Here is a 12379-nt window from a genome sequence, read left to right as displayed (position 1 = left end):
GGACGGCCGAATGTCCTGCGGCAGCAGCGCCAGCCCGCCCGGGCGGTCGGTTGGCTAGGATGAGGCGATGATCCGAGTGCTGGACCCTCAGCGGCTGCCCCCCGGCCGCGTGCTGGCCGCGAGTACCGCCCTGCTGACGCTGGGCGGAGTCCTCGCTGGTCCCCTGATGGCGGACGTGAGGCTGCCCCCGTTCCAGGGTCTGGACGAAAGCTGGGCCGGCTGAATCACGTCGCTGCACAGTCCGTTCTGGGACGGCCTTAATGTTTTCCTGAATCTGGCCGGCTACCGGGGCGTGCTGGTGCTCCACGGGTTGCTCGTCGCGGCCCTGCTGCTGAAGAGACGCCCGCAGGCGGCCCTCTTCGCCGCTGCGGCCGGCATCGCCGTCCTGATCTTCACGCAGATCCTCAAGGCGGGCATTTTCCGTGACCGGCCGGAGAACACCGTTGTCCTGACCGACACGGGCTCCTTCCCGTCTGGTCACGTGGCGAGCACTGCGGCGTTCCTGATGGTGCTGGCCCTGCTGGTGGGCCGCGCCTGGGCGGGGGTGCTCGCGGGGTTCGGGGTGCTGGCAATGATGGTCAGCCGCACGTATCTGTCCGCCCACTGGCTCGTGGACACCGTAGGCAGCGTGTGTTTGACCGTACCGGTGGTGCTCCTGCTTTGGTTGTTCTTCCAGGACATATGCATTCAGGAGAATGGAGACGCCCGCCGCCTTCTTAGCTGGCGCGCAAGGGCTTCGCGGCGCCGGCGAGCAGAAGCGCACCCAGGATCGGGATCATGATGGCCAGCAGGGCCAGCCGGATTCCGATCAGGTCACCGAGGTAGCCCAGCAGCGGCGGGCCGGCCAGGAACGCGACGTACCCGATCGTGGAGACCACTGACACGCGGGCGGCCGCGTGTTTCGGATCGTCGGCCGCGGCCGACATCCCCATCGGGAACGCGAGGGCAGCCCCCGCCCCCCAGAGCACCGCGCCGGCCGTAGCCATCCAGATGTCACCGGCCAGGACGAAGAGCCCGAGCCCTGCGGCGGCGGCAGCCATGCTGGCACGGAGCACCGGCACCCGGCCGTAGGCGTCGATCGCCCGGCCGCCGAAGAAGCGCACCGCGGTCATGGCAAGGACAAACGCCGCGAACAGCAGTGCCCCGGTCGATTCCGTGGCGTCCAGGCCGTCCACGGCGGCTTTTGCGATCCAGTCGTTGCCGGCGCCTTCGGTGAGCGTCGCGCCCAGCACCACGACGCCGATCAGCAGCGTCCGTCCGTCCCGCCAGGCCGAGCTGCCCTTGGGTTCCCCGGTTTCCCCGGCCACCGGCACGGGGGCCGGGATGTGCGGCAGGAAGTAGCGCGGCGCGGCCAGGGTCACGACGGCCACGATGGCGGCGATCACCAGCAGGTGCGCCGGGAGCCCGATGCCGAGGCCCGCCAGGCCGGCGCCGATCAGGGCGCCCAGGAACGCACCCCCGCTGAAGGCGGCGTGGAACTGCGGCATGATGGTGCGCCCGAGCTGGTGTTCGACGTCGGCGCCCTCGATGTTCTGGGACACGTCCCAGAGTCCGATGCCCATGCCGAAGAAGAACAGCGCGACGGCGGTCCCGGGGATGGACTCGGCCAGCAATGCCAGGGCCACACCGACGCCGGCCCCGGCAGCGACAAGCCCGGCGGCCCGCACCGCATTGGCCGTCCCGATCCGGCCCACGACGTGGCCGGCCGTGGGCAGCGCGATCATGGAGCCCGCCGCCACGCACAGCAGCAGGGTTCCCATCTGCCCCGAGGAGATGTCCAGGATGTCCGTCACCGCGGGGATGCGGGCGGCCCAGCTGGCGAACACGAGTCCGTTGATGCCGAAAATCAGGAAGGTCGCCGCGGCTGCGGCGTTGAGCTGCGGGCGGGTTGCCGTCTTGGTCATACGATCACTACTTCCACCGAGTGTTGGGTGAGCTGGGCAAGTTCTTCGGTACTGAGCTGTTTGTCCGTGACCAGGACATCCACGGCATCCAGGGGCGCGACGAGAGCGACTGCGCTGGCGTTCCATTTGCTGCCGGAGCAGGCGACGATCACCCTGCCCGCGGATTCCAGCCCGGCGCGTTTCACCGCCGCATCCTCCAGGTCATGGGCCAGGAGCCCGTCCCCGAGGTTCAGCGCGCAGGGCGTGAGTACGGCCGTGTCAAAGCGCAGCGAACGGATGTTGGATTCCGTCATGGGTCCGCGGAAGGACAGTTCACCGGCGATCAGGCTGCCGCCGGGCAGCAGCAGTTCGGGATGACGGCCCGCAGCCGGGCCGCCGTCGGTCAGCGCGTTGACGGCCCGCAACGACATCGGCATCAGGGTCATGTCCCGGTGCCGCAACTGCCGGGCCACCTCTGTGGCCGTGGTGCCGCTGTCCAGCCAGACGTGCCGGCGGTCCTGAAGCAGGGCGGCGACGCCGGCCGCGATCCGGATCTTGGCGGCGTGGTCCTCGATTTCGCGTTGCCCGTATTCGGGGTTCTCGCCGCCGAGGACCAGGCTCCGGGCCCCGCCGTGGACCCGGCGGAGAACCCCGTGGAGGGCCAGGACGTCCAGGTCACGCCGGATCGTCGCGCCCGAGGCGCCACATTCGGCCATGAGCTCGTCCACCGACACATGCTCCCGGTGGCGCAGGAGTTCGCCGATGCGGCGGTGGCGCTCCTCAGTGGTCATGAACAAATGCTAACGGAGGGTGATCATTTAATCATTTCTTGCGCGAATGTAGTCTGACGTCATGGCTGAAGAACTTTTCCAGGACGGCAAGGTCTCGGGCGCCGGGGAGTACCTCGACGGTGAACGCCACGGACGCTGGGTCTTCTACTTCCGGAACGGCCAGCTCAAGGCCGAGGCGGGGTACCGGAACGGACAGCTCGACGGCGACTGTGCCTGGTACCGGGAAGGCGGCGGGCTGCTGCAGAAGGGCGCGTTCCGGGACGGGCAGCAGGACGGTTTCTGGCAGCGGTGGCACAGCACCGGCGAGCTGATGGACGAGGGGGTGTTCGACGTCGGGCGGAAGACCGGCGAATGGATCACGTACGCCCCGGACGGCACCGAAACGAAGCGCAAGACCTTCAAATAGCTAGCGGGTGACTTCCTCCAGCAGCTCCAGCACATGGCGGTACTGGGCGCCCGTGGCCCGGGTCATTCCCAGTTCGCACGTCCGGTTGCACGAGGCGTGCGCGGCAGCGCCCATGTCGGCCACCTCGGCGGCCTGTTTCGCGGTTGCCGACGCCGTCAGTTCGGGGTGCAGCATGCCCCGGTCGCCGGCGAACGCGCAGCAGCCCCAGTTTTCCGGAACCTCGACCCGCTCGGCCACGGCCCCGGCGACCGCACCGAGGGCGTCGTTGAGGCCCATCCGGGTGGAGGAGCAGGTGGGGTGGAGGGCCAGTGACTCCAGCTTCCCGTGGTCTGGAAGCCGGGGCAGGATCCGCTCCGCGGCGAAGTCCACGGCGTCCACCATGCGCAGAGCACGCTGCCCGGCCGCGGGTACCTCCGACTCCACGGCCTGGCGCAGGCCCTCGGTGCAGGAGGAGGCGTCGCAGATGATGGGAAGCTCGCCGTCCCGGGTGGCCACCCGGAGAGCGGCCAGGGTCTTCGTCCGCATCGTTTCCTGGCCGGCGGCCATGCCCTTGGAGGACCAGGGGGTGCCGCAGCACAGGCCGTCGATGCCGTCCGGAACGAGAAGGGTGAGCCCGGCCCTGGCACAGAGCTGTTCGAAGCTGAACTGGACCCCGTGTCCCTCGTTGCCCTCGCCGGCCCCGGCGGGTCCGAACATGGTTCCGACGCAGGCCGGGAAGTAGACAGCGTCGACCTCGCCCGCCGGCGTCGGACGCTTCCGCACGGAACCGCCGCCCGGCAGCTCGGCGGAATACAGCGGCACGGTGTCTGTACCGAGCACCGCCCGCGCGGCCTTGTTGGGCGGGGCGATGGCGGCGGCCGGGAGCTTGTCGACGACCGTCAGCGCCAGCGAAGCCCCCCGGGTGACGCCTTCCCAGTGCTTGGCGGCGGCGTTCCATGCACCGTTGGCGAGCGGACCGGCGTCGGCCTTCCGCAGGCGTTTCACGAGCGATCCGGTGTTGATGTCCACCGGGCAGGCGGTCTGGCACATCCCGTCCACGGCGCAGGTGTCCACGGACTCGTATTCGTAGTCCTTTTCCAGTTCCTTGACCAGCGCCGCGTCCCCGGCCAGCCGGGCCGATTCGATGGCGCGCAGCGTGACGATCCGCTGCCGCGGAGTGAGCGTGATGTCCTTGCTGGGGCACACCGGCTCGCAGTAGCCACAGGAGACGCAGCGGTCCACTTCCTCGGCGACAGGCGGCGCCGTCTTGATGTGCCGCAGATGCGCCAGCGGATCCTCGTCCATCAGGACGCCCGGGTTGAGCATCGCCGCAGGGTCGAAGAGCCGTTTGATGCTGCGCATAACGTCGTAGAGCTCATCGCCGTATTGCCGGCGGACGTACGGGGCCATAACGCGCCCGGTCCCGTGCTCGGCCTTCAGGGATCCGCCCTCGGCCAGGACCAGGTCCACCATGTCTTCGGTGAAGGCGCCGTAGCGGTCCAGTTCGGCCGCGGTGGCGAAGCCGTCGGTGAGCATGAAGTGGACGTTGCCATCCTTCGCATGGCCGAAGATCACGCTGTTGCTGTAGCTGTATTTGTCGAAGAGCCGGATCAGTTCCCGGCAGGTGCGGCCCAGCACCGGGACCGGAACCACAATGTCTTCCAGCAGCGCGGTGGTGCCCTGGGGACGCGCCCCAGCCACTGAGGCGTAGAGGCCCTTGCGCAACTGCCAGAGCTGCCCGCGCTCCCGGGCGTCGCCGGTGAACCGGGCGGGGGCGGCCAGCCCGAGGCCCGGGAGGATGCCCTCCCCGTGGGCCTGGAGTTCCGCCAGCTGCCCGGAACTGCCGGCGGAATACTCCACGAGCAGGGCCGCATGGTCCCGGACCATCAGGTCCTGTACGACGGCGGGTGTTCCCTTGAGTGCCTGGCCCACCTTGAGCGACAAGGCATCCATCAGCTCAACAGTGGCGGCTCCTGTTTCCACGAGGGCGGGCAGGGCCGCGTTGGCGGCCTCAAGGTCCGGGAACACCAGCAGGCCCGCGGCCGCGTGCTGAAGCCGCGGGATGGTGCGGAAAACCGCCTCGGCCACGAAACCCAGGGTGCCCTCGCTGCCGACGATCAGGTGGGCCATGATGTCCACCGGGCTCTGGAAATCCAACAGGGAGTTCAGCCCGTAGCCCATGGTGTTTTTCATCGCGAACTGCTGCCGGATCCTGTGCACGGAGTCCGCGTTGTTCCGTACCCGATCGGCCAGCCGGGCCAGTCCTTCGTAGAGTTCCGGCTCGAGGGCACGGAGTTTCTGGTCGGCATCCGGCGCCCCGGTGTCGATGACCGTGCCGGAGGGCAGCACCACGGTCAGCGACTCCAGGGTGCGGTAAGTGTTGTCCACGGTGCCGCAGTTCATGCCGGAGGAGTTGTTGGCAACGACGCCGCCGACCGTGCACGCCGCCTCACTCGCCGGATCGGGGCCGAATTTCCGGCCGTAGCGGGCTAGTCTCGCATTGAGTGCCCGCACGGTGACGCCGGGCTGGACACGGACCCGCGCGCCGTCGTCGAGCACCTCGATGTCCCTGAAGTTGCGGCGGACATCCACCAGCACACCGTCGGTGACCGCCTGGCCGCTCAGACTGGTCCCGCCGGATCGGAAGGTCAGCGGGACGCCCTGGGCGGCGCTGGCGCGCAGCAGCCCGCCGACCTCGGCAGCGCTCCCGGCCGTGACGACAGCCTGCGGGATCAGCAGGAAATGCGAGGCATCATGGGCGTTTGCGTGCAGGTCGATGGCTCGGGTCTTCACCTGGGCGGGGTCGTGCACCGCCGAGCGGAGGGCTGCCAGGTCCAGGGGAGCCATCAGGGGACCATCCAGCCCAGTACCGGGGTGGACTGCAGGAAGATCAGCACGGTGATGAGCGCCAGCAGGCCCAGGCTCCAGCCGATCAGCTTGCGGAACAGGGTCCCCTCCGCGCCGTCAAGGCCCACGGCAGCGGCGGCAACGGCCAGGTTCTGCAGGGACAGCATCTTGCCCATCACACCGGCGGAGGAGTTGGAGGCGGCCATCAGCACCGGAGACAGGCCCGTCTGCTCCGCCGCGGTGGCCTGCATCTGGCCGAACAGGGAGTTGGAGGACGTGTCGGAGCCGGTAAGGGCGACGCCGATCCATCCGATCAGTGGCGAGAGGATCGCGAAGAAGCCGCCCGCGGAGGCCAGCGCGAATCCCAGGGTGGTGGTCTGGCCGGAGAGGTTCATCACGAACGACAGGCCCAGGACGGCGGTGACGGTGACGATCGTCCAGCGCAGCTGGACCAGGGTGTCCCGGTAGACGCGCAGGCCCTGCGAGGCGGTGACCTTGTAGAGCACCATGGTGAGCAGCCCGGAGAACAGCAGCAGGGTGCCGGTCGCCTTGAGGTGGTCGAGCTTGAACTTGGTGGCCGCGACCGGCTTGCCGGCCGAATCGGTGATGTCCAGGCCGGGCCAGGCGAACGTCACGCTGCCGACCTGGCTCAGCCAGGTCTTGACGAACGGGAGCTGTGCCACCGAGAACACCGCGATGATGATCAGGTAGGGAGCGATCGCCATCCAGATCTGCCGGGGTTCGGGCCGGGAGTTGTCGGTCGGCACCGTGGTTCCCGCGCCGGGCACGGCTGCGGCGGATCCGGCGCCGGTCGTAGCGGATCCGGCGCCGGCGCCGGATCCGCCATCACGGGAGCCGGTCGCCACGGCGACAGTGGCGTGGGCAGCTTCCGGGGCGCCCTCGACAGCACCTTCGACCCCCACGATTTCCTTCGGCTGCCAGACCTTCAGCATCAGCAGCACGGCGGCCACTGTCACAACGGCGGCGACAACATCGGTGAGTTCGACGGCGAAGTAGTTGGAGGTGACAAACTGGGCCACGCCGAAGGCGACGCCGGCCACCAGGGCCACGGGCCAGGTCTGCTTCACGCCGCGCCGGCCGTCGACGATGAACACCAGCAGCAGCGGAACGATCAGGGCGATGAACGGCGTCTGGCGTCCGGCCATGGAGGACAGATCCTGCAGCGGCAGGCCCGTGACACCGTTCAGGGCGATGATGGGTGCGGCCATCGCGCCGAATGCCACGGGAGCGGTATTGGCCAGCAGCGAGACCACCGCGGATTTGAGCGGTTTCATGCCGGCAGCCATCAGCATGGCGGCGGAAATCGCCACCGGGGCGCCGAAGCCGGCCAGCGACTCCAGCAGGGCACCGAAACAGAAGGCGATCAGGATGGACAGGATTCTCAGGTCGTTCGAGATGGACCGGATGGTGCGTCCCAGCACTTCGAACCACGCGGTGGCCACGGTGAGCCGGTAGATCCACAGCGCGTTGACCAGAATCCACAGAATCGGGAACAGGCCGTAGAACATACCGGCCGCGGTGGCGCTCAACGCCTGGTTCACCGGCATCTGCCAGCCCACGATGGCCAGCACGAGCGACAGGGCCAGGCCGGCCAGGGCAGCCACGGGGGCCTTGACCTTGAAGACGCCCAGCAGCACGAAGAGCAGGACTAGGGGCAACGCCGCGCAAAGGGCGGAAATGACTAGGGACCCGGCTATGGGGTCGAGGATCTGCTGAAACATGTGTCTCCAGATTGTGTTAGGCGTCACAACACCGTGGCGCCCTTCGATTGTCTTACAAGTACACATGATCGTCAAGAGATACTTGTTGTCTTGTCTGGCAAGATTGGGTGTGGATCAAGAAATTCTTGGCAGGATGGGAGCTCCGGTGGCCGGGCGCATAGCAGCAGTCTCGATCGTGGACGCGGTCGCCTCGGACCTGCGGAGCCGGATCTTCGCCGGTGAGCTTGGCTCCGGGGATGCCCTGACGGAGTCAGAGGTGGCGTCCTCCTACGACGTGGCGCGGCCCACGGCGAAGGCCGCGATCGAGAAACTCGTGGCGGAGGGGCTTCTGGACCGGGGGACCCACAAAACCGCCCGGGTGGTCGAACTCGGGCCTGACTCGGTGCGGGACATTTACCTGGCCCGCGCGTACCTGGAAAGCGAAGTGCTCCGCCGGCTCGCCCGCACCAGGGACGTGCCGGCAGCGGCGGTGCAGGCCAACCGCGACATCGCGGCGGTGCAGAGCGGCGCTCCGCTCGACGTCGTCGAACCGGACATGCGGTTCCACACCAGCCTGATCGATGCCGTGGGCAATGAACGTATCTCCAGGATGTACCGCTCGCTGGTGGGCGAGGTGCGGCTCTGCATGGTCCGGATCCAGTCCCTGCATCTGCTGGACACCGCGCTGATCCAGGCCGAACACCAGAAAATCCTCGAACTGATCGAGGCCGGCCAGGGCGAGGCCGCGGCCGAAGTGCTCGACGAACACCTGGGACGTGCCCGGGAACGGCTGGTCGCCGCCATGGGAGGAACCCCCGGCCCGGAGGCCAAGCAGCCTTCCGGGCTGCTGCCGGAGTAACGGGCGAACGCGCACAGCAGCGCGGGGTCACTTGGCGGCCATAAATCCCTCGGGAATGGGCGCCAGGTGACCCAGCGTTGTTGTTGGCCGGCGGTGCGGGTCAGCGGGCGCGCTCGACGCGCTTTTCGTCCCAGACGGGCTCGGCCGATTCGTAGACCCTGCCGTCGGAGCCGAAAATCAGGAACCGGTCGAAGGTCCGGGCGAACCAGCGGTCGTGGGTGACGGCCAGGACCGTTCCCTCGAAGTGGTCAATGGCCCGTTCCAGCGCCTCGGCCGAGTGCAGGTCCAGGTTGTCCGTGGGCTCGTCGAGCAGCAGCAGGGTGGCGCCGGAGAGCTGCAGCAGCAGGATCTGGAACCGGGCCTGCTGCCCGCCGGAGAGCGATTCGTACTTCTGCTCCGACTGCGACGCCAGGCCGTACCCGTCGAGCGCGCCGGCGGCGGCCTCGCGGCCCAGCCCCGAGCGGTGTTCGTCGCCGCGGTGCAGGATTTCCAGCAGCGTTTTGCCCAGCAGATCGGGCCGGACATGGGTCTGGGCAAAGAAACCGGGCCGGATGCGGGCCCCGAGTTTCACGGTGCCCTCGTGCGGGACTTCGGCGATGTCGACGTCGGACACCGGAAGGTGCTCCCGTTCCGGGTCGGTGCCCCCCGTGGCGAGCAGGCGCAGGAAGTGGCTTTTGCCGGAGCCGTTGGAGCCGAGCACGCCGACGCGGTCGCCGAACCAGACCTCGGTGGAGAAGGGCTTCATCAGTCCGGTGAGTTCCAGCTTTTCGGCCACGATGGCGCGCTTGGCGGTGCGGCCGCCCTTGAGCCGCATCTGCACGTTCTGCTCGATCGGCAGCGCCTCGGGCGGGCCGGCTTCGAGGAACTTCGCGAGGCGGGTCTGCGCGGCGTGGTACCGGTTGGCCATGTCGGAGCGGAACGCGGCTTTGTTCTTGTACATGTTGACGAGTTCCTTGAGCTTCACGTGCTCCTCGTCCCAGCGCTTCCGGAGCTCCTCGAAGCGGGCGTTCCGGTCCGCGCGGGCCTCCACGTAGGAGCCGAAGCCGCCGCCGTGGATCCAGGCCCCGGCGCCGTTGATGCCCGGTTCGAGGGTAACGATGCGGCCCGCGGCATTGTTCAGCAGTTCGCGGTCGTGGCTGATGAAGAACACGGTCTTTTTCGACTCGTTGAGTTTGGCCTCAAGCCAGCGCTTGCCCGGGACGTCGAGGTAGTTGTCCGGCTCGTCCAGAAGCAGCAGCTCATCGGGGCCGGCGAAGAGCGCCTCGAGCACCAGCCGCTTCTGTTCCCCTCCGGAGAGGCTCGACGCCGGACGGTGCTGCGCGCGGTCAAACGGCAGGCCGAGCGCGGCCATGCAGACTTCGTCCCAGACGGTCTCGACGTCGTACCCGCCGGCGTCGCCCCAGTCCACGATGGCCTGGGCGTAGGCCATCTGGGTGGGCTCGTCGTCGTGCTCCACCATGGCCAGTTCCGCTTCGTCCACGGCGCGGGCGGCGGCGGCGAGGGCCGGCGGTGCCGCGGAGACGAGGAGGTCACGGACGGTGGATTCGTCCCGGACCTGGCCGACAAACTGGCGCATGATGCCCATGTTGCCGGACCGCCCGATCACGCCTTCGTCGGCGACGAGGTCGCCGGAGATGATCCGGAACAGCGTCGTCTTGCCGGCTCCGTTGGGTCCGATCAGCGCCGTTTTGGTCCCGTCCGGGACCTTAAAGGTCACGCCGTTGAGCAGCTGGGTGCCGTCGGAGAGGAAGTAATCGATGTTGGAAACGTCAATATGAGCCACACTTCCATCCTCCCACGGCCGCAGTTGCCGCCCGCCGGCGGCAGCTATCAGCCCGCGGCGGTGAGGAACTCCTTCAGCAGCGGGCCGGAGACGGTGGCGCCGAGGCCGCCCTCCTCAACGAACACGGCCACCGCCAGGTCCCCGTGCACGGCCACGATCCACGCGTGGGTCTTGGGCGGGTCGTCGCTGCCGAACTCGGCAGTTCCGGTCTTCGCCGCCACCGGGGCACCCGGGACGGAGGCGAGGAAGCCGGTGTGCCCGGAGGTGACCACAGCGCGCATCATGTCCGCCAGGGCGGCGGCCTCTGCTGCGGTGACCGGGGTGCCCGAGGTCTTTGCCGGGGCCGGGGCGGACGACGCCGGACCGGAACCGGACGCCGTGGCACCGGCCGACGGGGACGCTGCTGCGCCGGGCGCTGCCGCCGCCTCGGCGCCGGGGTTCAGCACGAGCTGCGGCGACACGGGCTCACCCTTGGCGACCGAGCCCGCCATGATGGCCGCGGCCAGCGGGGATACGAGCACTTTGCCCTGGCCGATCATCGAGGCGGCATGTTCGGTGCCGGTGGCCTCGCCCGGAACCGAGCCCAGGAACGCGCCGGCCCCCAGGGTCGGCGCTTCCACGGCGACGCCGAGCGAGGTGGCCGCGGCTTCCAGCTGGGCCTGGCTGACGGTGTCGCGGGCGTTGATGAACGCGGTGTTGCACGAGTGCGCGAAGGCGTCGCGCAGGGTCACGGATCCCAGCGAGGAAGCCGGGTAGCCCTCGGCGTTCTTGAAGGTCCGGCCGTCGACGGTCAGGGTGGCGGGGCACTCCACAGTGGACTCCGGGGTCATGCCGTTGCGGATCATGGCCAGGGAGTCCACGATCTTGAAGATGGATCCGGGGGCGTACTGGCCCAGCAGCGCGGTGTCGTAGCCGTTGCTGCCCGGGCCGGAGGCGGCGGCCAGGACGGCACCGCTGGAGGGCCGGAGCGCCACGATGGCCGACGCCGGGCCCACCTTCCCCAGGATGTCCTCGGCCAGCTGCTGGAGGGCCGGGTCCAGGGTTGTTTTCAGCGGGGTCCCGGGCTCCATCGGCACGGTGAACAGGACGCGGCGGCCGCCGTTGGGCAGGCCTTGCCGTTGTTCCGCGGTGAGACCTGCCGTCTGGGCGAAGACCTGGGTGCCGCTGGTGCCGCGCAGTTGGGCGTCGTACTGCTGCTGCAGACCGCCGGTGCCCGTGGTGTCCCCGGCCCGGAGGGCTCCGTCCGACTTTTCGATCTGCTCGGCGCTGGCCTCGCCGACGGTGCCCAGCACGGCGCGGGCAAAACCGCGGGTGGGAGCGAGCGGAACAGAGTCCGCGATGGCCCGGGCCCCTGGAATCGCGGCGATTTGATCGTCGGTAATGGTCCGGCCGTCCTCGCGCAGCGTAATGGCGGTGACGAAGGCCTCGGGACCGGCCGCCTGGACCTGTTGGGTGTAGGCCGCGGGGTCCACGCCCACCAGCTGGGCGAGTTGGGTGGCTGACGCCGCCGGATCGGCGGAGGCCAGCAGGGGTTTGTCGATGCCGACGTTCACTACCGGCCGGTAGGTGACCAGCTGGGCGTCACCGGCGCCCAGGATGTCGGCCCGCTGCGGGGAATCGGAGGAGGTGCCGAGAATCTCACCCTCGGCCAGCCCGGGGACCAGGGTGGCCGGGTTCCAGACGGCCAGCCATTTATCGCCGGACTTCTTCAGCTCGGCGGAGGTGGTGTACTTCCACTCACCGGAGCCGATCTTCCAGCTGTAGCTCAGCGGGACCGCGGCGGTGTCCTTGTCGAGCGTCAGCTCGCCGCTTTCCACCGCGGGTTTGACCGGGTCCAGCGCCTTGAACACCTCGTTGAGCTGCTCATTGGCCTCGCCGGAATCCTTGCCCTCAAAGGCGACGGAGCCGACGTCGAGCGCAGCGACAGCGGACGCAAGCTGCTCCGCCGCGTCCTGTGCGCCGGCTCTGCCGTCGTCGCAGGACACCAGCGAGGCGCCGAGAATGAGACCAACAAGGACAGCTGAAAGTTTTGATATTTTCCCCACCGCGCCATTATGCCCCGGGCCGCAGACAAATTCCTTGTCACGGGAGGGACTCCAACCGGGAAGGG

At 68.8% G+C, this 12379-nt stretch carries 10 protein-coding genes; 4 read left to right on the top strand and 6 right to left on the bottom strand.

The genetic code is table 11. From position 1 onward, the window contains the following. Positions 1–67: 67 nt before the first annotated feature. Both AC50YC_RS14985 and AC50YC_RS14980 read left to right on the top strand, forming a co-directional pair. On the top strand, positions 68–223 hold the full coding sequence (locus AC50YC_RS14985; RefSeq protein WP_494952903.1) for a hypothetical protein: 156 nt from the start codon (positions 68–70) through the stop codon (positions 221–223). 75 nt (positions 224–298) lie between these two features. Next, positions 299–781, top strand: a complete 483-nt coding sequence (locus AC50YC_RS14980) for a phosphatase PAP2 family protein (RefSeq protein ID WP_494952902.1) — start codon at positions 299–301, stop codon at positions 779–781. Here the strand turns inward: AC50YC_RS14980 and AC50YC_RS14975 are convergent. Together AC50YC_RS14975 and AC50YC_RS14970 are read right to left on the bottom strand one after the other, a co-directional pair. After that, positions 717–1904, bottom strand: a complete 1188-nt coding sequence (locus AC50YC_RS14975) for an MFS transporter (protein WP_494952901.1) — start codon at positions 1902–1904, stop codon at positions 717–719. The two genes, AC50YC_RS14980 and AC50YC_RS14975, sit on opposite strands and share 65 nt — an antisense overlap. Continuing rightward, positions 1901–2674, bottom strand: a complete 774-nt coding sequence (locus tag AC50YC_RS14970; protein WP_494952900.1) for a DeoR/GlpR family DNA-binding transcription regulator — start codon at positions 2672–2674, stop codon at positions 1901–1903. The genes AC50YC_RS14975 and AC50YC_RS14970 overlap by 4 nt, the downstream gene beginning before the upstream one ends. A gap of 61 nt (positions 2675–2735) precedes the next feature. On the opposite strand from AC50YC_RS14970, the gene AC50YC_RS14965 reads away from it, so the two are divergent. Then, positions 2736–3080 (top strand): toxin-antitoxin system YwqK family antitoxin, encoded by a 345-nt coding sequence (locus tag AC50YC_RS14965; protein WP_494952899.1) that lies wholly within the window; start codon positions 2736–2738, stop codon positions 3078–3080. Here the strand turns inward: AC50YC_RS14965 and AC50YC_RS14960 are convergent, their stop codons facing one another. Then, positions 3081–5906 carry an FAD-binding and (Fe-S)-binding domain-containing protein gene (locus AC50YC_RS14960; RefSeq protein ID WP_494952898.1) on the bottom strand — a complete coding sequence of 942 codons (2826 nt, stop codon included), beginning with the start codon at positions 5904–5906 and terminating at the stop codon, positions 3081–3083. Next, positions 5906–7648 carry an L-lactate permease gene (locus AC50YC_RS14955; protein WP_494952897.1) on the bottom strand — a complete coding sequence of 581 codons (1743 nt, stop codon included), beginning with the start codon at positions 7646–7648 and terminating at the stop codon, positions 5906–5908. The genes AC50YC_RS14960 and AC50YC_RS14955 overlap by 1 nt, the downstream gene beginning before the upstream one ends. 133 nt (positions 7649–7781) lie before the next feature. Between AC50YC_RS14955 and AC50YC_RS14950 the strand changes: the two genes are divergently transcribed. Further along, positions 7782–8486 (top strand): GntR family transcriptional regulator, encoded by a 705-nt coding sequence (locus tag AC50YC_RS14950; RefSeq protein WP_494952896.1) that lies wholly within the window; start codon positions 7782–7784, stop codon positions 8484–8486. 100 nt (positions 8487–8586) lie between these two features. On the opposite strand, the gene AC50YC_RS14945 is transcribed toward AC50YC_RS14950, so the two are convergent. Together AC50YC_RS14945 and AC50YC_RS14940 are read right to left on the bottom strand one after the other, a co-directional pair. Next, entirely contained in the window at positions 8587–10269 is a 1683-nt protein-coding gene (locus tag AC50YC_RS14945) for an ABC-F family ATP-binding cassette domain-containing protein (RefSeq protein ID WP_494952895.1), read from the bottom strand. A 47-nt stretch (positions 10270–10316) separates the two neighbouring features. Then, positions 10317–12314, bottom strand: a complete 1998-nt coding sequence (locus AC50YC_RS14940; RefSeq protein WP_494952894.1) for a penicillin-binding transpeptidase domain-containing protein — start codon at positions 12312–12314, stop codon at positions 10317–10319. Positions 12315–12379 lie beyond the last annotated feature (65 nt).

The sequence above is a fragment of the Pseudarthrobacter sp. MDT1-56 genome (assembly GCF_059383555.1).
Note: the sequence above shows the minus strand (reverse complement) of the source record. Positions and strands in the feature narration are given on the sequence as shown.